The 17,549-nt window shown below is 71.7% G+C and carries 16 protein-coding genes; 10 read left to right on the top strand and 6 right to left on the bottom strand.

Annotated elements, in window-relative coordinates; translation table 11 throughout:
* Window positions 1-27: 27 nt before the first annotated feature.
* Together ACYVHU_RS10345 and ACYVHU_RS10340 are read right to left on the bottom strand one after the other, a co-directional pair.
* The gene (locus tag ACYVHU_RS10345) at window positions 28-780 is read right to left on the bottom strand and encodes a glycerophosphodiester phosphodiesterase (RefSeq protein ID WP_078761647.1); all 753 of its coding nucleotides are present in this window, start codon (window positions 778-780) and stop codon (window positions 28-30) included.
* Window positions 777-1,535: an IspD/TarI family cytidylyltransferase gene (locus tag ACYVHU_RS10340; protein ID WP_078761646.1), complete on the bottom strand. Its 759-nt coding sequence runs from the start codon at window positions 1,533-1,535 to the stop codon at window positions 777-779. The genes ACYVHU_RS10345 and ACYVHU_RS10340 overlap by 4 nt, the downstream gene beginning before the upstream one ends.
* A 450-nt stretch (window positions 1,536-1,985) precedes the next feature.
* Here ACYVHU_RS10340 and ACYVHU_RS10335 point away from each other — a divergent pair, with 450 nt between their 5' ends.
* The 8 genes from ACYVHU_RS10335 to ACYVHU_RS10300 all read left to right on the top strand — a co-directional run bounded on the left by ACYVHU_RS10335 (window position 1,986) and on the right by ACYVHU_RS10300 (window position 9,087).
* On the top strand, window positions 1,986-2,804 hold the full coding sequence (locus tag ACYVHU_RS10335; protein WP_078761645.1) for an ABC transporter permease: 819 nt from the start codon (window positions 1,986-1,988) through the stop codon (window positions 2,802-2,804).
* Entirely contained in the window at window positions 2,804-3,598 is a 795-nt protein-coding gene (locus tag ACYVHU_RS10330; protein WP_078761644.1) for an ABC transporter ATP-binding protein, read from the top strand. Before ACYVHU_RS10335 ends, ACYVHU_RS10330 begins: the two co-directional genes overlap by 1 nt.
* 215 nt (window positions 3,599-3,813) lie before the next feature.
* Window positions 3,814-4,734: a hypothetical protein gene (locus ACYVHU_RS10325; RefSeq protein ID WP_498948197.1), complete on the top strand. Its 921-nt coding sequence runs from the start codon at window positions 3,814-3,816 to the stop codon at window positions 4,732-4,734.
* A 3-nt stretch (window positions 4,735-4,737) separates the two neighbouring features.
* A complete protein-coding gene (locus ACYVHU_RS10320) occupies window positions 4,738-5,358 on the top strand; it encodes a DUF5941 domain-containing protein (protein WP_078761642.1) in 621 nt (206 codons plus the stop codon).
* A 43-nt stretch (window positions 5,359-5,401) separates the two neighbouring features.
* On the top strand, window positions 5,402-6,133 hold the full coding sequence (locus ACYVHU_RS10315) for a phosphocholine cytidylyltransferase family protein (protein ID WP_078761641.1): 732 nt from the start codon (window positions 5,402-5,404) through the stop codon (window positions 6,131-6,133).
* A 5-nt stretch (window positions 6,134-6,138) separates the two neighbouring features.
* Window positions 6,139-7,188 (top strand): iron-containing alcohol dehydrogenase family protein, encoded by a 1,050-nt coding sequence (locus ACYVHU_RS10310; RefSeq protein ID WP_078761640.1) that lies wholly within the window; start codon window positions 6,139-6,141, stop codon window positions 7,186-7,188.
* A complete protein-coding gene (locus ACYVHU_RS10305) occupies window positions 7,166-7,936 on the top strand; it encodes a CDP-alcohol phosphatidyltransferase family protein (RefSeq protein ID WP_078761639.1) in 771 nt (256 codons plus the stop codon). Before ACYVHU_RS10310 ends, ACYVHU_RS10305 begins: the two co-directional genes overlap by 23 nt.
* Window positions 7,937-8,256: 320 nt before the next feature.
* Complete coding sequence (locus ACYVHU_RS10300) at window positions 8,257-9,087, top strand: glycosyltransferase family 2 protein (protein ID WP_078761728.1); 831 nt, start codon at window positions 8,257-8,259, stop codon at window positions 9,085-9,087.
* An 81-nt stretch (window positions 9,088-9,168) separates the two neighbouring features.
* Here ACYVHU_RS10300 and ACYVHU_RS10295 read toward each other — a convergent pair whose 3' ends face one another.
* The 4 genes from ACYVHU_RS10295 to ACYVHU_RS10280 all read right to left on the bottom strand — a co-directional run bounded on the left by ACYVHU_RS10295 (window position 9,169) and on the right by ACYVHU_RS10280 (window position 14,414).
* Window positions 9,169-9,777: a malonic semialdehyde reductase gene (locus ACYVHU_RS10295; RefSeq protein WP_078761638.1), complete on the bottom strand. Its 609-nt coding sequence runs from the start codon at window positions 9,775-9,777 to the stop codon at window positions 9,169-9,171.
* A gap of 112 nt (window positions 9,778-9,889) precedes the next feature.
* Window positions 9,890-11,095, bottom strand: coding sequence for a glycosyltransferase family 4 protein (locus ACYVHU_RS10290; protein WP_078761637.1), 1,206 nt, complete (start codon window positions 11,093-11,095; stop codon window positions 9,890-9,892).
* A gap of 216 nt (window positions 11,096-11,311) precedes the next feature.
* Window positions 11,312-12,634: a nucleotide sugar dehydrogenase gene (locus tag ACYVHU_RS10285; RefSeq protein ID WP_078761636.1), complete on the bottom strand. Its 1,323-nt coding sequence runs from the start codon at window positions 12,632-12,634 to the stop codon at window positions 11,312-11,314.
* An 88-nt stretch (window positions 12,635-12,722) separates the two neighbouring features.
* Complete coding sequence (locus ACYVHU_RS10280) at window positions 12,723-14,414, bottom strand: glycosyltransferase family 4 protein (RefSeq protein WP_235000927.1); 1,692 nt, start codon at window positions 14,412-14,414, stop codon at window positions 12,723-12,725.
* A gap of 91 nt (window positions 14,415-14,505) precedes the next feature.
* Between ACYVHU_RS10280 and wecB the strand changes: the two genes are divergently transcribed.
* Together wecB and ACYVHU_RS10270 are read left to right on the top strand one after the other, a co-directional pair.
* Window positions 14,506-15,624 (top strand): non-hydrolyzing UDP-N-acetylglucosamine 2-epimerase, encoded by a 1,119-nt coding sequence (wecB, locus tag ACYVHU_RS10275; protein ID WP_078761634.1) that lies wholly within the window; start codon window positions 14,506-14,508, stop codon window positions 15,622-15,624.
* Window positions 15,625-15,721: 97 nt separating this feature from the next.
* Complete coding sequence (locus ACYVHU_RS10270) at window positions 15,722-17,449, top strand: hypothetical protein (RefSeq protein WP_498948196.1); 1,728 nt, start codon at window positions 15,722-15,724, stop codon at window positions 17,447-17,449.
* Window positions 17,450-17,549: the final 100 nt, after the last annotated feature.

The raw sequence follows: 17,549 nt of genomic DNA, 5'->3' as shown, positions 1-17,549 counted from the left end.
CGGCCCCGCTCCGCTGAGGGGAGCGGGCTAGCGTCCGTCCAGCGCCGCGACCACGCCCGCGACGTCGTCGACGACGACCGCGTCGACGCCGGCCGCGGCGAAGCGGGCGGCGTCGGCCGGACCGGGGCACCACGAGACGACCTCCAGGCCCGCCCGATGCGCGACCTCCACGGTGTAGTCCACCGTCCGGCGGCCGGGCCGGGGTGGATCGCCGGCCAGCCCGAACGAGCGCGCGTCGATCGCCACGATCTGGCAGCCCAGCCCCGCTGCTCCGGCCACGGCCTGGTCGAGCGGATTGCGCACGAACGGCATCCAGGCGGTGGGGATCCCCGGTGCCTCCGCCTGGACGGCCAGCAGGACGGCCGGGTCGAAGGAGCATACGAACAGGCGGCGCCGCCGCGCCTCGCGCCGCAGGTGGGGGAGGAGCAGCGTCATGGTGCGCCGTTCCCTCGGGTCGGAGGCGTCCTCCATCACGGTCTTGACGTCGACGTCCAGCCCGATGTCGGCGGGGATCGCCTCCAGCGCCTCCTCCAGGGTGAGCAGGCCGGCCCTGCGCCCCTCGGCGGCGGGCAGGTCCACGATGGCCTGTCCGTCCGCCAGGGCCGCGTCGTGGTGGATCAGCAGGACGCCGTCGGCGCTGCGCCGCACGTCGATCTCGACCCAGGTCGCCCCCGCGGCGACCGCGGCGGCGAACGACTCGGCGCTGTTCTCCCGCAGGCCGTCCACGGTGCCGCGTCCGGCGCCGCGGTGCCCGATCACCTCGGGCGCGGTGAAGGTCACGCCGGCTCCCCGCGCTCGCGCAACAGGGCCTCGGCGACGGCCAGGTCACCCGGGTGGGTCACCTTGATGTTGGCCTCCTCGCCCTGCACCAGCCGGATCTCCTCGTCCGGCAGGTAGCGCAGCACCACGCCGCAGTCGTCGGTGGCGACCAGGCCCGGATCGGCCAGCGCCCGCTCGTAGGCGCGCCGGATCACGTCGAGGCGGAACCCCTGGGGCGTCTGCATGCGCCGCAGCGACGCGCGCGGGGGGACACCGCGCAGGACCTCACGGCCGTCCGGTCCCAGCTCGGCCTCCACCACGGTGTCGGTCGAGGGCACCGCCACGCCCACCGCGCCGGCCTCGCCGAGCGCCGCCACGCAGCGCGCGATGGTCCGCCCGCTCACCAGCGGCCGGACCGCGTCGTGCAGGAGCACCAGCTCCTCCCCGGGCCGTCCCTCCAGCGCGCGCAGTGCCGCGCAGGAGGTGTCGGTGCGCGTGGCGCCGCCGGGAAGGATCCGGGACACCTTGCCGTAGCCGCCCTCGGCGACGATCTTCTCCACCTCGGCCAGATGGTCGTCGACCATCAACACGATCACGTCGTCCACCTCGGGGGCGGAGCAGAACGCCGCGATGGAGTGCTCGATGATCGGCCTGCCGGCCAGCGACAGGAGCTGCTTGGGGCGGTCCCCGCCCATGCGCGTACCGACCCCGCCGGCGAGCACCGCGGCCGTCACCCGAGGACGCGCCTGGCGTGCCGGAACCGACTCCGTCGACATGGGATCCTCTCTTCCACGGTCGAAGGCCGAGGGTAGCCCACCTCGCCGCGGGAGAGGGGACACACCAGGGCAACGATGCTCGAACAATCCCCCCTGGGGGGTCCGCCCGGCCCCGCCGACCGGTACGCTGAGGACGCCTGGATGGGTGTTCGGTCCGCGAATGTGGAAAGATCGGACGTCGAGTTCCGGCCGCCCCGGCCGCACCGAGGCCGGTGATCCGAGGCTCACCCGTTCCCCCATGACACCCTTTCACCCCTGAACCGCGCCGTACCGCGGCCTGTGTGGCCCAATGGCGCGCTGGTGCCCCGTGACACGGGCGCACCAAGGTTCGTCTCAGGCCCGTCGCCGGTGGCCCCGCTTCCCGCGGTGCCGCGTCCGTCCCGGATCCCGCGGTGACGTCCCCCAGCCGTGCGACCGCTTAGTTACGACTGCATCCCGGAGGAGGTGGCGGTGGCGTCGAGGGCGCTTGCCGTCTGGCAGAACCGGCAGGTAGTTAACCTCCTGGTTAGGCGAGAACTGAAGGTCAAGTACCAGAAGTCGATCCTCGGCTACGCCTGGTCGCTTCTGGACCCGCTCGCCCAGGCGGCGATCTACTTCTTCGTCTTCGGCGTGTTGTTCAACGCCAGGGTGGCGCCGGGAGGCGAGGACGCGCCGGGCGGGTACGCGTTGTTCCTGCTGTCGGGCATCCTGCCGTGGATGTGGATGAGCACGGCGCTCAACGACGCCAGCCGCGCGCTGATCACCCACGCCAAGCTCATCACCACGATGAAGGTGCCGCGGGAGATCTTCCCGCTCGCCGTGGTGCAGACGAAGTTCATCGAGTACCTGCTGACCTGGCCGGTGCTCCTGCTCTTCGTCATCGTCTTGGGCGGACAGACCGGCTGGACCCTGCTGTGGCTGCCCGTGGCCATCGCGGTCCAGTTCGTGTTCACCCTGGGGATCACGCTCTTCCTGGCGTCGCTCAACGTGCTCCTGCGCGACGTGCAGCGAATCGTTCGTATCCTGAACCGCGTACTGTTCTACTCTTCGCCGATCATCTATCCGATGTTCCAAGTCATGGAATCCGAACGGATCCCTGGTTGGTTCAAGACCTTGTACGAGATGAACCCCCTCGTGGGCATCTTCCAGATGCACCACGCGGTGTGGTTCCCCACGGAGCAGCCGACCCAGTTCATCCTGTGGTCGACGGTCGCGGGGGCGCTCATCATGTTCGTGATCGGATACCTGACGTTCCGGCGTCTTGAGACGGCCGTCCTGAAGGAGTTGTAATGGCGGAGCCGGTGATCGAGGCCAAAGGGCTCGGCGTCAAGTTCGCCATGAACCGGCGGCGCAGGCTCAGCCTGCGGGAGATGTTCATCCACGGCAGCAAGCGCGACCCCAACAAGGGGGGGGACTTCTGGCCCCTGCGCAACGTCTCCTTCGAGGTCGCCAAGGGCGACTGTGTCGGGATCGTGGGCAAGAACGGCACCGGGAAGTCGACGCTGCTCAAGCTCATCGCCGGTGTGCTCATCCCCGACGAGGGCGAGGTCACGGTCCGGGGCAAGATCGCCCCCCTGCTGGAGCTGCGGGCGGGCTTCTCCGACGACCTGACCGGGCGCGAGAACGTCAACCTGGTCGGCTCCCTGCACGGCATGACGCCGAAGATGCTGGAGGAGAAGTTCCAGGAGATCGTCGACTTCGCCGAGCTGCGTTCCGGCTACATCGACATGCCGGTGCGGCACTACTCCAGCGGCATGAAGGTGCGCTTGGGCTTCGCCCTCATCTCCCAGTTGCAGCACCCCATCATGCTGGTCGACGAGGTGCTGGCGGTCGGGGACAAGGCGTTCCGCCGCAAGTGCTACGACACGATCGAGAAGATGCTGGAGAACGACCGCACCATGGTGCTGGTCTCCCACAACGAGGGTGACCTCAAGCGGTTCTGCAACCGCGGCCTCTACATCAAGGACGGCTCGCTGGTGGCCGACACCGACATCACCTCGGCCCTCGCCGCCTACAACGCCGACACCCAGGCCGAGATCGAGGCCCGCAAGAAGAAGTCCGGCGGCGACGGCAAGGCCGCCTGACCCCCTCCCCAGCGCTTACCGCGCCGGCCCGCGTGGAGACCTCTCCACGCGGGCCGGCGTCGTTTCGGGCACCCTCCTGCGGGGGCGGAGGGCCTTCGGCGCCCGCGGCGGCGAATGGGCCCCTTCCGGCCGGTACGGGTCGGCGCGTCGGACTTGCCAACCGGCGCGCCCTGGGTAACGGTTACGGCACGAGGAGTACGGGAGAGGGGACCGCCGTGACGCAGACCGCCGCGGATGACGTGTCCCTGCTGCGTCCCGTGACCCGCGGCGCCGCCGGTTGGGTGGCCCGCCGCTCGCTCGCGCCGGCCCGCCTGGCCTGGATCGGGTTACTGCTGTGCGGGCTCTCCGCGGTGTGGTTCAGCGAACCGGGGCCGCGCGGCGCGCTGTTCGGCTCCCTCCTGCTCGCCGCCGCGTGGTTCGCCGACGCGGTCGGGGCGGAGTTGGGCCGCGCCCGTCGTGACGCCTTCACCGCCTGGTTCCGCGCGGTGCTGCGCGTCCTGCGCGAGTACGTCGTCTACGCGGGGGTCGCGGCCGGTGCCGTGGCGGCCGGGATCCCCGGGGCCTGGACGTGGGCGGCGGGGGCGCTGATCGCGCACGCGCTGCGCGAATCGGTCGTCATGTCCTCCACCGCGTCGCCAGATGGGCCGGTCCTCCCCTCGCGGAACTCCGAGCACGCCGTGCGCCCGGCCACCCCGCTCGACGCCCTCGACCCCGGCCGGCCCGGTGGGCGTTCCCCCTCCGACCAGTCGCTGGCCAACGAGATCCTGGGGGCGCCCCGGCCGGCTCCGCCGGGACGCAACGACCGCGAGACCGGGCCCGGCCGGGCCCGGTCCGCCCGGCCACGGGAGCGGATCAGGACGGCGCGCGCGCGTAGGGCCATCGCCACCCTCCCCCAGGCCCCCGTGTCCGCCGACAACGCCGGAGAGGAGCGGCCCAGGCCCCGCCGGGCGGCCCCCGCGTCCTCAGGGCTGCTGCGCCGGATCGTCGCGTTCCCCCAGACGCACCGATTCGTGGTCATCGCCGTCACCGTGACAGTGTGGGACGGGCGGGTGACCTTCATCGCATTGATCGCCGGATGCGTCCTGGCGGTGGTGGGGGACCTCGCCGGGACGTCCGGCCACGACCGTACGAGGTGACCCATGCCCCCGGTGGCGCCGCCGTCCGCTCCCAACCGGCTCGACCTGCGACTTCTCCGTGATGATGGTCACCTCAGCGACGGTTTCGGTCGGCTGGTGGCCGGTTCCCTGCCGCCGCTGCTGCCGGCTCTGGCCGGCGCGCTCGTCACCCTCGTGCTCCTCCTGGCCGGCCCCGGCGAACTGCAAGGCATTACCCTGTTCGCACCGGTGGCCGCGCTGCTGCTCTCGGGAGTGGCCTCGGCGCATCCGCACGACGGACGGTTTGATTGGATGGTCCCGCCGGTCCTGCGCGGAACGGAGTATCTTTACCTGCTCGCGCTCGGCCTAGGATCCGGTGTACCGGGACCGCTGGTGTTCGTACTCTTGACAGCGATCGTCCTCCACCATTGCGACGTCGCGCACCGCACACGCTGCGGAGTCCGCCCCCCTTCCTGGATCACGCGCGCGATGCTCGGATGGGACGGGCGGATGCTGCTCATCGCCGCCGGCGGGACGCTCGGCTGGCTGCCGTTCGCCTATGGTCTGCTGGCGGGGTACCTGCTGGTACTGCTCGTACGAGAGAGCGCGGCGACCTGGCTCGCCACCCCGGTCACCCGAACGGCGGACGAGCCGCCAAACGATTGAGGAGGCATGGACGCCTCCGGAACATAAGGAGGAAGGCGCCTACATGCTCGGTATGGTTCTTGCCGCGGGAGCGGGCCGCCGGCTGCGCCCCTACACCGACACCCTGCCCAAGGCGTTGGTGCCGGTCGACGGTGACACCACCATCATGGACATCTCGCTGCGCAACCTCGCCGCCGTCGGCCTCACCGACGTCGTGGTCGTCGTGGGCTACTGCGCCGGCGCGGTCGAGGAGCGCAAGGAGACGCTGGAGCGTCGCCACGGTGTCAAGTTGACCCTGGTCCACAACGACAAGGCCGAGGAGTGGAACAACGCCTACTCCCTGTGGACCGCTCGCGAGTACTTCTCCGAGGGGGTCCTCCTGGTCAACGGGGACACCGTCCACCCGGTGTCCGTCGAGGAGACGCTACTCGCCGCCAGGGGACCGGAACTCCTCCTCGCGGTGGACAATGTGAAAAGCCTTGCCGACGAGGAGATGAAGGTGACGCTGGACGACAGCGGTCACCTCAAGCGCATCACCAAGCTGATGGACCCGGCCACCGCGGCCGGAGAGTACATCGGCGCGACCCTCATCGAGTCCACCCTGGCCGACCGTCTCGCCGACGCTTTGCGGGCCACCTGGGAGCGGGACCCGCAGCTCTACTACGAGGACGGGTACCAGGAGCTGGTCGACCGCGGCGCCAAGATCGCGGTGGCCCCCATCGGCAAGGTCGAGTGGGTCGAGGTGGACAACCACGACGACCTGGCCCGGGCTCGGGAGATCGCATGCCGCTACTAGCCCGAATGGTCGCCTCCCCCCTCGCGATCGACGTGCGCCGGGGCGCCATCGCCGACCTCGGCACGGTGCTGGCCGACCGCCGGATCGCGACCGAGGGCCGCATCGCCGTCGCCGTGGGCCCGGGTCAGGGCGCCCAGATCGCGGCCGACCTCGACCTGCCCAACTGCGAGGTCTTCCGGGTCGACGGCGGCAGCGTGGACGCGGCGACCGAGCTCGGCAAGAAACTGCGGGCCGGCGCCTACGAGGCCGTCGCCGGGATCGGCGGCGGCAAGACGATCGACGTCACCAAGTACGCGGCGACGATGGCGGGCATCCCCATGGTCGCCGTGGCGACCAACCTGTCCCACGACGGCATCGCCTCACCGGTCAGCTCCCTGGAGCACGAGGGGGGCAAACCCTCGATCGGCGTGACCATGCCCATCGCGGTGGTCGTCGACATCGACTACGTGCGCGCCGCGCCCCAGCGGCTGGTCCGCTCGGGGATCGGCGACGCCATCAGCAACCTCTCGGCCATCGCCGACTGGGAGCTGGCCGGCCGTGAGCTGGGCGAGCCGGTGGACGGCATCGCGGTCACCTTCGCGCGGGTCGCCGCCGAGGCGATCGTGCACCGCACCGACTCGGTGGACTCCCAGGAGTTCCTGACCGCGTTGGCGGAGGCGCTGGTGCTCTCGGGCATGGCGATGTCGGTGGCGGGTTCCAGCCGTCCCGCCAGTGGCGCCTGCCACGAGATCCTGCACTCGATCACCCAGCTCTACCCGGGGACGAGCAACCACGGCGAGCTCGCCGGGATCGGCGCGCTCTACGCCTACTTCCTGCGCAACCGCCACCAGGGGCAGGGGGAGACGCGGATGTGGGACATCCACGCCTGCCTGCGCCGTCACGACCTGCCCGTCCTCCCCTCGGACATCGGTCTGGACGAGGAGCAGTTCGTCCGCGCGGTGGCCTACGCCCCCGAGACGCGGCCGGGCCGCTACACCATCCTGGAACACCTGGACCTGTCCGAGGCGGACATCCGCGCGAGTGTGGGTGAGTATGTCGAAGCCTTCGGTCGCTGAGGTCCGCGCCGGGGGGCAGCCCCCCGGGATCAAGGAGCGTCGCAACGAGGAGCACTGGGCCGGCCGGCTCTACATGCGGGACATCTCGCCGTACGTGAGCACCGTCTTCGTCCGGATGGGCACGTCCCCCAACTCCATCACCTACCTGATGATGGCCTGCGGTGTGCTCGCCGGTGTGGTGCTCGCGTTCGGCGGGCTGTGGACGGCGCTCCTGGCCGCCGTGCTCGTGCAGGTCTACCTCCTGCTCGACTGTTCCGACGGCGAGGTGGCCCGCTTCACCGGACGGACGAGCGTGGCGGGGATCTACCTGGACCGCATCGGTCACTACCTCGCCGAGATCGCGCTGCTCATCGGCCTGGGCATCCGGGCCCAGGGCGGGTTCGACGCGGGCGGCTGGGTGATCGCGGGCATGGCCGCGGCGCTCGGCGCGGCGTTGATCAAGGCCGAGACGGACAACGTCGTGGTCGCCCGGGCCAAGGCCGGGCTCAGCGAGCAGGTCTCCGAGGCGGCCCTCCAGCCGCGTTCGTCCGGGCTGAGCCTGGCGCGCAAGTTCGCCTCGGCGCTGCGTTTCCACCGCATCATCCAGGCGGTGGAGCTGTCGCTGATCGTGGTCGTCGTCGCCGTCGTCGACGTGGTGCGCGGTGACCTGCTGGCCACACAGGTGCTCATGGCGCTGTGCGTCGCCGTGGCGGCGCTCCAGTCGGTGCTGCACCTGATCAGCGTGCTGGCGTCGCGCCGGTTGCACTGACGGAAGGGGGCGGCCCCGGCGGGCCGGCCCCTTCCCACCCGGAGGCCACCGGGAAACCTTCCCTTATCTTTTCGTTACCCGATTCGTGGAATGGTTGACTGTCGTCAACCAGATGTCCACCTGGATGAACGGTTCCCATGACCACTCCCGCTCCCTCGCACACCCGTCCGCAGGACGGCGGCACCGATCCCTCCGCGCAGTCCGCCCTTCGCCCGCGTGGGGCGGATGACGGGCTAGGCTCCAGTGCGGGTGAACAGAGCCGGACGCGCGCGGGTCGGGAGGGTGGACAACGGGTGAAGATCTCCTGTGTCCTGTTGACGATGGGCAACCGTCCCGCGGAACTACGGCGCGCGATCGACAGTGTCCTCCAACAGGAGGGGGCCGATGTCGAGGTCGTCGTCGTCGGCAACGGCGCCGACCTCCCCGAACTCCCCGAGGGCGTCGTCACGCTACGCCTGCCCGAGAACGTCGGCATCCCCGCCGGGCGCAACGAGGGCGTCAAGGCCAGCGCGGGCGACATCATCCTGTTCCTCGACGACGACGGGTGGTACCGTTCCCGCGACCTGGCCCGGCACGTCCACGACCGCTTCGCCGCCGACCCCGGGCTCGGTGCCATCTCCTTCCGTATCGCCGACCCCGACGGCGGCCCCGACCAGCGCAGGCACGTTCCGCGGCTGCGGGCGGGGGACCCCCAGCGCTCCAGCGCGGTCACGACCTTCCTCGGGGGTGCCTGCGCGATCCGCCGCACCGCCTTCGAACAGGGCGGGGGCCTGCCCGGGGAGTTCTTCTACGCCCACGAGGAGACCGACCTCGCCTGGCGGATCCTCGACGCGGGTTACGACATCGTCTACGACGCCGAGGCGGTCATGTACCACCCGGCGGTGGCCCCGACCCGCCACGAGGACTTCTACCGGCTCAACGCCCGCAACCGGGTCTGGCTGGCCCGGCGTAACCTTCCCTGGCCCCTGGCGCTGTGCTACCTGGGAACCTGGGTGGCCATCACGCTGCTGCGCGAACGTTCCCGTCCGGCGCTGCGGGCCTGGTTCGCGGGCTTCCGCGAGGGATGGCGCGAGGACGCGGGTCCGCGCACGCCCATCAAGTGGTCCACGGCCTGGCGGATGACCCGTGTGGGGCGCCCGCCGATCATCTGATCGGGATGTCCCGCGGAAAGGGGCCTCCCGCCGATCGGCGGGAGGCCCCTTTCCGCCATGACGGCGGGAGGCGAGCGCGTCCTACAGCTCGGTCACGACATCCTCGTAGCGCAGACGCGGCAGACGCGGGAAGTTCTCACCCGCGGGGCGGCCGATGTTCACCACGACCAGCGTCTTGCGGGCGGACCCGGAGAAGAACTCCGCGTCGATCGCCGCCGCGTCGAAACCGGTCATCGGGCCGGCGGCCAGACCGGCGGCCCGCACGCCGATGATGAAGTAGCCGATCTGCAACGCCGCGTTGAGCTGGGCGGTGCTCAGGCGCATGGCCTCGTCCGAGCCGAACAGCCCCTTGATCATCTCCTCGCGGTCGGGGAAGAACTCGCCGGCCCGCTCGTGGAAGTCGCCGTCGAGGGAGAGGATCGCGGTGAGCGGCGCGTTCAGCGTCTTGGCCTGGTTGCCCTCGGCCATGTGCTGGACGAGACGCTCGCGGCTCTCGCGCGAACGCAGCAGCGTCACCCGCAGCGGCTGGATGTTCATCGAGGTCGGGGCGTACTTCACGAGGTCGTGAATCGCGCGCACCTGGTCTTCGGTGACCGGCTCGTCGGTGAACGCGTTGGCCGTGCGCGCGCTGCGGAACAGCAGGTCCTGGGCGTCCTTGGACAGCGCGAGCGGCTCGATGATGTCGGTCATGCTTCCCACCTCGTGAAGAAAAAGTTCCATGTCCCAGAGAGGGACATGGAACATCAACTCATCTTCCCGGGAAACAATTCCGGTTGCCGATCGTGGTGGGAACCACACTTCCTCACCTTCGGGAGGGAGCGGCCGTCCCCGTGGCGATGGGGGAGCCCACCAGCGCCGCCGGATCGGGCCCTCCCTGGACGGGAAGCCCGTCGGGAGGGAAGGCGCCGGAGGCGGACGGGGCGACGCCCGCCCACTCCTCCAACCGCCGGACGAAGGAGGCCGCCTGCACCGGCCAGTGGAACCGGGCGCGGGCGATCTGGTGTCCGGTCCGGGCCATGCGCTCACGCAGAGCGGCGTCCTCACGCAGCCGCAGCACCGCCCCGGCCGCCGCGGAGGGGTCCTCGAAGGGGACGACGATCCCGCACTCGCCCTGAGGCTGGCCGGTCACCAGGGCCTCGGCCGAGGGATTCGGGGAGGTCACCACCGGCAGCCCGTGCGCCATGTACTCGATGACCTTGGTCGGCACCGAGTGACGGTAGTTCGGGGTGTCGTGCAGCAGGCAGATCCCGGCCAGGGCGCCGCTGACCATCCGCAGGGCCTGGTCGTTGGGGACGAACCCGTACCAGCGGATCGCCCCCTCCTGCTGCGCCTCCCGCAGCAGGGTGCGGACCTGGGGATCGGCGGCGCCGATCACCTCGACGCTGACACCGTGCGGGCGCAGGAGGCGTCCCAGTTCCACCAGTTCGCGCGCGCCGCGCGCGGCCGAAACCTGGCCCAGGTAGACGACGCGGTCCCGGCCGGGTTCGCGGGCCGGCCGCTCGGGGACGTAGGTGGTGTTGGGGACGACCGGGTGCGCGACACGGAAACGGTCGCGGTAGCCCTCCTCGGCCAGCAGCAGGCGCATCCGCCGCTCGGCCCGGCGCTCGAAGCCGCGCACGATCGGGGCGAGGGGACGGCGCAGCGGCTTGGGCACCCACGGCTTGGTCAGGAGCGCGGCGGCGGCGTCCTCGTGGACGTCCCACACCGTCACCGGGCGCTTGCGGGGGAGCGCGAGCAGCAGCTCCGGGTCGTGGAACAGCAGCAGGTCGGCGTCTGGCGCGTGTTCGGCCAGCGCCCGGCGCGCCGCCCGCAGCGCCTTCAACCGGTTGCGGCCGGCGGCGCGGGGAACGTCCACCGCCGTCAGCTCCCGCCAGGGGGTGACGCCGCGCTCGCGAAACGGCGCGACGTAGGTGACATCGTGCCCGGCGTCGAGCAGTGCGCGGATCTGCCGGTGCAGGATGCGCGCGTCCTCGGGGTGGTGGACCACGGTGGCCACGAGTGCGTGCATTGCCGCCTCACCTGCCTCTTCCCACCGTGTGGGAGTGCCTGGGTCGGTTCGCCCGGAACGGCGGAACCTTGACGAGCGCCACGATAGGGAGTCAGGGAAACAGCGGGTGAAAAGCCGGGTTACGGGCTGGGGTGGGACGAATGAATCCCCTTTCGGTCCTCCACGGCGAAGCGCCCGCCGTGGACACGGCGGGCGCTCCCGGACGAACCGGCGGGGCTACAGGACCTGCACGCCCTCGCGCTCGATCTGCGCGGTCGTGCGCTGGGCGGCCACCCCCGACGGGGGCAGCCGGCGCAGGACGCCACGGGTGTCCAGCAGGAGCCGGGCGTGCTCGACGAGCAGGTCGGCCTGGTACTCGCTGTGGTCGGTCACCAAGATGGTGAGGTCGGCCTCGCGCAGCGCCTCGACCAGGTCCTCGCGGCGGGGCACGCTGCGCCCGTTGACCGTCCACTCGGCGACGTGGGGGTCGTGGTAGGTCAGCGTCGCCCCCTTGTCGGCCAGCTTGCGCGCCACCGGCCGCGCCGGGGACTCACGCTGGTCGGCGATGTCGGCCTTGTAGGTGACGCCGAGCAGGAGCACCTTCGAGCGCGACAGCGCCAGTCCGGCGTCGTTGAGCAGCTCCTGCGCCCGCTGGAGCACGTAGGCGGGCATGCGGGCGTTGATCTCCTGGGCCAGCTCCACGAAGCGGAAGGGATAGCCCAGCGTCTTCACCTTGTAGGACAGGTAGTTGGGGTCGATGGGAATGCAGTGGCCGCCCACACCGGGACCCGGGTAGAACGCCTGGAAGCCGAACGGCTTGGTCGAGGCGCAGGCGATCGAGTCCCACAGGTCGACGCCGAGCTCCTGGCAGAAGATCGCCATCTCGTTGACCAGCGCGATGTTGACGTGCCGGTAGGTGTTCTCCAGGAGCTTGGCCATCTCGGCCTCGCGAGTGCCGCGGGCCTGGACGACGGTCTGGACGAACTTGCCGTAGAAGGACGCGGCGAGTTCGCCGCAGCGCTCGGTCAGCCCGCCGACGACCTTGGGCGTGTTGGCGACGCCGAAGGACGGGTTGCCCGGGTCGATGCGCTCGGGCGAGAAGGCGAGGTGGAAGTCCTCGCCGGCGACCAGCCCCGACTCCTCCAGGATCGGGCGGACGACCTCCTCGGTGGTCCCCGGGTAGGTGGTCGACTCCAAGACGACCAGCGTTCCGGGACGCAGGTGGGCCGCGATCGACTTCGCCGCGGAGGTGACGGCACCGAGGTCGGGACCGCCTTCGTCGGACAGCGGGGTCGGGACGCAGATCACGATGGTCCTGGCCTCGGCCAGCAGGCTCGCGTCGGTGGTGGCCCGAAAACCCGCGGCCAGCATGCCGGCCACGTCACGGTCGGACAGGTCGTCAACGTGGGACTTCCCGGCGGCCAGACCGTCGACCACGCGCGTGTTGACGTCGAGTCCGATGACCTTGAGCCCGATCCGGGTCGCCTCATGGGCCAGGGGAAGTCCCACGTACCCCAGGCCGATGACGGCAAGATCGGAAGTGGAGGTGTCGACGTCCACAGATGGTCCCCCTCGCGGTGAAAGGTGTGGGATGTCGAGGAATGTTTCCGTCGCTAGACGTCCGAGATTAGTTCCGCGTTGGCCACCATTACACAAAGTGGCCTGCTTCGGACAATCTTCGCCTCAGCTCAGAATATGCCTCGTGATAGCGGTATGCGGCGGCGTTCCATGTACGGTCCCGACCCACCCGCTGACGTGCGGCGAGAGCGTAAGAATCTCGCGTTCTCTGACTGTAAAACAGACTTTCCAGGCAATTGGCCAGAGTTTCGGAGTCGTTTGGAGGAATTAACTCCCCCGTCACTCCCGGTTCCACGATTTCCGCGAGCGCCTCCAAATCACTGGCGACAACCGGAATGCCTCCGGCCATTGCCTCCACCGGCTTCAACGGGGTCACCAACCGTCCCACCCGCTCGTCGCGCCGCGGCACCGCGAACACGTCCAGCACCGCGTGGTAGCGGCGGACCTCGCCCGCCGGAACCCGGCCGGGGAAGTGCGCGGCCCCCTCGAGCCCGGCGCGCGCGGCGCGCTCGCGCAGCGCCCCCAGTTCGGGGCCGTCCCCGACGACCAGCGCGTGCGCCGCCACACCGCGACGGCGCAGCGCCGCCACCGCGTCGACCAGCGTGTCCAACCCCTCGTAGCCGTAGCAGCTCGTCGTGGTCCCCACCACGAACTCCTCGGGACCGATGCCGAGCTCGGCACGCAACCCGGCGCCGTCCGGCAGCGGCTCCAGGAAGCTCTCGTCCACGGCGTTGGGCACCACGATGACCTTCTCGGGCTCCACGCCGCGCGCGATGATGTCGGCCCGCATCGTCGCGCCGAGCGTGACCACCAGGTCCGCCGCCTTCATGCACGCGGTCTCCTGGGCGCGCTCACTTCGGTAGAAGGCGTCGTCGGTGCTGCGCGAGGGGTCGCGGGAGAGCCATGACTCCTCAAGGAACCCCCGCACCTCATAGACCACCGGAAGGCCGTAGCGCCGTCCCAGTTCCAGTGCCAGCCGCCCGTTGTGGTGGTTGCTCGCCGCGTGCAGCACCTCGGGGCGCAGGCGCTCCACCAGCGGCGCGGCCATGCGCAGTGCGACCCGCAGCTCCTCCTCGGCGTCGCGCGGCGCGGTCCACGGCAGCAACCGGTGGTAGGGGATGCCGTCCACCTCCACCCGGGGGCGGGTGTCGGGAATCCCCTTGGTCAGCGGGTAGCCCACGCGGGTGAGCACGTGCGGGTCCAGCCCCACGGAGCGCTGCCCCAGGGCGATGCGGTGGGTCCGCTGGGTGTAACCCGCGTTGGTGTGCGGGAGCGCGTTGGTGACCACGTGCAGTACCCGACCGTTCATCGCGGCGTAGCTCGGAGTTCTCCGCCCCGGGGTTACGCTGACGGCGTCCCACTGTCCCGGGGCTCTGGTGCGGACGGCGCGTCCGGTCTTGAGCTCCAGGCGGTGCGTCAGCTCGGCACGGTTCCGGCCCTCGGGAAGCCGCGCGATCAGCTCCCCGGCCAGGTCGGGGCGCTCGATGGCGACGGCGAACGAGGCCAGTCTGGCCAGGCGTCGGGGGGAGGTGTCGCGGCCGGCGTCGCGGATCGTCTCGACGGCCTCCGCTCGGCGACCCGCGTCCCACAGCGCGTAGGCCGCGGGCAGGGTGCCGAGCCGGGAGCCGAGGCCGCGGGCGCCCCGCCGGACGGGGCCGGGCAGCAGCCGCAGGCCGAGCAGCGGCAGACGGGCGGGCTCCTCCCGCAGGTGCCGCAGGGTCAGGGTCGCGGTGAAGGTACCCGCTTTCACGATGTTGCGCACAGCCGGGAATGCAACCACGCCGGAGTGACCTCCCGGTGACGTCGCGGCGTCGCGCACGGGACCGAACAGTATGTTTCGCGAAGGGAACGCAATGTCGTCTGCACCGAACAGCACCGTCGAGCCGGGCGCCGAGGTCGTCCACATCGTCGGCGCGCGGCCCAACTTCGTCAAGGCGGCACCCGTGGTCGCGGCCTTGGAGTCCCGTGGGATCCGGCAGGCTGTCGTGCACACCGGGCAGCACTACGACGACCGGATGTCGGCGGTCTTCTTCCGTGAACTGGGCCTGCCCCGTCCCGACGTCGACCTGGGCGTGGGGTCGGGATCGCACGCCGCGCAGACCGCGGCGCTGCTGGTCGGTCTCGAACAGGAGTTCACCAACCGTTCACCCGCGTTCGTCATCGTGTACGGCGACGTGAACTCGACCCTCGCCGCCGCGCTCGTCGCGGCCAAGCTGCACATACCCGTCGCCCACGTGGAGGCAGGGCTGCGGTCGTTCGACTGGTCGATGCCCGAGGAGGTCAACCGCCGGGTCACCGACCAGCTCTCCGACCTGTGCTTTGCGACCAGCCCCGAGGCCGTCGCCCACCTCGCCAACGAGGGGATCGCCCCCGAGTCGGTCCACCTCGTCGGCAACCCGATGATCGACACCCTGCTCGCCAACCTCGACCGCTTCGACGTCGCGGCCCTGCGCGGCACCCGGGACCTGCCCGACACCTACGTCGCCGCGACGCTGCACCGTCCCGCCAACGTCGACGACCCCGCCACGGTGGCCCGCCTGGTCGCGCGGCTGCACGAGGTCGCCGACTCCGTGGACGTGGTGATGCCGGTCCACCCGCGCGGCCGGGCCGCGTTCGAGGCGGCCGGCCTCGGCGACCACCCGCGGGTCCACCTGCTGGAACCGCTGGGCTACGTCGAGTTCGTGACGCTGGTGCGCGGCTCCACCGCGGTCGTCACCGACTCCGGCGGAGTGCAGGAGGAGACCACGATCCTCGGCGTTCCCTGCCTCACGCTGCGTCCCAACACCGAACGGCCCATCACCATCACCCACGGCACCAACCGCCTCGTCGTGGAGTCGGAACTGCCCGGCCTGGTCGCCAAGATCCTCGCCGGCGACGCGCTCGGCGGCACCACCCTCGCCGAGGTCCCCCCGCTGTGGGACGGCCGGGCGGGCGAGCGCATCGCCGCCGTGCTCGCCGGGGAACTGGGATGATGCCGGTTGACCGGGACCCGATCCCAGCCCCGCCCCGCCGGACCGTGGGGGCGGCCCTCGCCTGCCCCCCGCCCCACCTCGCGCAGGAGGACCGCCGATGAAGCGGCGTGAACAGAGCCAGACCGAACAACTCCGCCGAGCGCTCACCGAACGGGAGGCCCAGCTCCACGAGGCCCAAGCGCGCCTGGCGGCCCTGGAGGGGTCCACCTCGCTTCAGGTGGGCCGGGCCCTGACGGCCGCGGCGAAGCGGCCGGCCCGTGGTCTCGTCCGGCTGCCGCGTGACCTGTACCGGCTGTGGCGCGGCAGCACGCGCACCAGACAGGCCGCGGGACGACGGCGTCCCGCCCAGCCGGTGCGCTCCTACGAGGCCGAGCGCCAGGAGTCGCGGCTGCTGGCCGGCACGGTCGGGCCGCTCGACGGCCGTCTCGTCGTCGCGGGGGTGCTCTCCCCCGAGGCCCGCGCCGCGGTCGACCCCTACATCCGGGTCGTGCCGTTGCGTCCGTACGACGCCCAGGCCGTGTTCGACTCCGTCGACGTCGACGCGGTCCTGGTGACCGCGTCGGCCACCGCGCCGGGTACGGCGTGGGCGCACGCCGGCGATCCGGCCGCCTCCGACCGCACCCGCGCGCTGCGCTGGGTCGTCGAGGCGGCCGCGGCCCGCGGGGTCCCCTCGATCCTGGTCGCCGACGCTCCCGCTCCGCCGGCCCTGGCCTGGTTGGGGTTCGACCACGTCCACGAGGGGGATCTCGGCGTCCCCCTGCACCGCTTCAACCCGGTCGCCGTCGAGCCCGACCGCGACCCGGTTCCCGTCCACGTCCCCGCGGCGACGCCCGAGCGCGGCCGGACCGCCGCGGCCCTGGAGGCGCTCACCGGCGCGGGACTGCGCAGCGCCCAGCCGCACTGGAGCGGGCTGCCCGACGTGCTGCGCGGGAGCGACGCGGCGGTCGTCACCGACCCGTCACTCGCCGAGCGCGCGTTGGCCTGCGGGACGCGGGTCCTGCTCCTGGCCCCCTCCCCCACCGGGCGGGGCGGGCTCGACGACGGGGCGCACGTGGTCGACCCCGGTCCGCGCGGCCCGGGCGCCGAGGGGATCGCCATGGGCATCGCCCAGGTGCGCGAGGCCGGCCCGCTCGGGGCCGAGGAGCTGCGTCTCGCGCTGCGCCGGCTGTACCTGTCGGCCGCCACGCCGGTGCGGCTCGCCGAGATCTTCGGTCAGGTGACACTCGCCCCCGGTTCGGGAGGGTCGGACCTGCCCCTGCGGGAACGGCGCGTCACGCTGCTGGCGCTGCCCGCCGACGACGGCACCTCGCTGGCCCTCGCGGAGGACGCCCTCAAACAGGAGTGGCCTCCCGCCGAGGTCGTCGTCCCCGAGGAGTCCGCGCACCTGACCGGTGTGGAGCGGCTGCGGGCGCACGGCCTTCCGGTGCGCACCGTCCCCGGGGTCGGCACCGATTCCGCGTCCCCCGCGGCCTGGGCGCGCCTGGCCGAGGCCGCGGACACCCCGTGGGTGGCGCTGTGGCGGGAACCGCGCGGCGCGGCGTTCCTCGCCGACGCCGTGTGCGCGGCCGAGTGCTCGGGGGCCGACGCGGTCGGCCCCGTCGCCGCGGCCTGGGGGACGCCCGGTGAGAGGACGCCCGCCGACGCCGACGCGGTCGACTGGGCCGGTGCCGACCGCGACTACGTGTTCGTCGGCGCGATCCAGCCGGAACTCGCCCGCCGCGGACTCCTCGTCCGCGCCCTGCACCCCGGGGTGTGGAACCGGCACGGCGCCCGGCTGCTCGCGTTGGGGCCGCTGTCCGGTCGGTCCTCCGGCGGCGCGGACTGACCACGTCGCGAGCCGTCCCGGGACGCCGGCGCGCCGGCCGGCCCCGCGACGGCAAGCTCAAGGCAAGCACCCCAGTCCGCCGGACGCGCCCGGCGGACAG

It is taken from the genome of Marinactinospora endophytica (assembly GCF_054780875.1).
This window is presented reverse-complemented; position numbering and strand designations above follow the sequence as displayed.

Coding starts and splice junctions, on each gene's coding strand:
- ACYVHU_RS10330 (WP_078761644.1), top strand. CDS start 2,804: ATGGCGGAGCCGGTGATCGAGGCCAAAGGGCTCGGCGTCAAGTTCGCC.
- ACYVHU_RS10305 (WP_078761639.1), top strand. CDS start 7,166: ATGTCGAAGCCTTCGGTCGCTGAGGTCCGCGCCGGGGGGCAGCCCCCC.
- ACYVHU_RS10290 (WP_078761637.1), bottom strand. CDS start 11,095: ATGCACGCACTCGTGGCCACCGTGGTCCACCACCCCGAGGACGCGCGC.
- ACYVHU_RS10315 (WP_078761641.1), top strand. CDS start 5,402: ATGCTCGGTATGGTTCTTGCCGCGGGAGCGGGCCGCCGGCTGCGCCCC.
- wecB (WP_078761634.1), top strand. CDS start 14,506: ATGTCGTCTGCACCGAACAGCACCGTCGAGCCGGGCGCCGAGGTCGTC.
- ACYVHU_RS10270 (WP_498948196.1), top strand. CDS start 15,722: ATGAAGCGGCGTGAACAGAGCCAGACCGAACAACTCCGCCGAGCGCTC.
- ACYVHU_RS10295 (WP_078761638.1), bottom strand. CDS start 9,777: ATGACCGACATCATCGAGCCGCTCGCGCTGTCCAAGGACGCCCAGGAC.
- ACYVHU_RS10320 (WP_078761642.1), top strand. CDS start 4,738: ATGCCCCCGGTGGCGCCGCCGTCCGCTCCCAACCGGCTCGACCTGCGA.
- ACYVHU_RS10340 (WP_078761646.1), bottom strand. CDS start 1,535: ATGTCGACGGAGTCGGTTCCGGCACGCCAGGCGCGTCCTCGGGTGACG.
- ACYVHU_RS10300 (WP_078761728.1), top strand. CDS start 8,257: ATGGGCAACCGTCCCGCGGAACTACGGCGCGCGATCGACAGTGTCCTC.
- ACYVHU_RS10310 (WP_078761640.1), top strand. CDS start 6,139: ATGGTCGCCTCCCCCCTCGCGATCGACGTGCGCCGGGGCGCCATCGCC.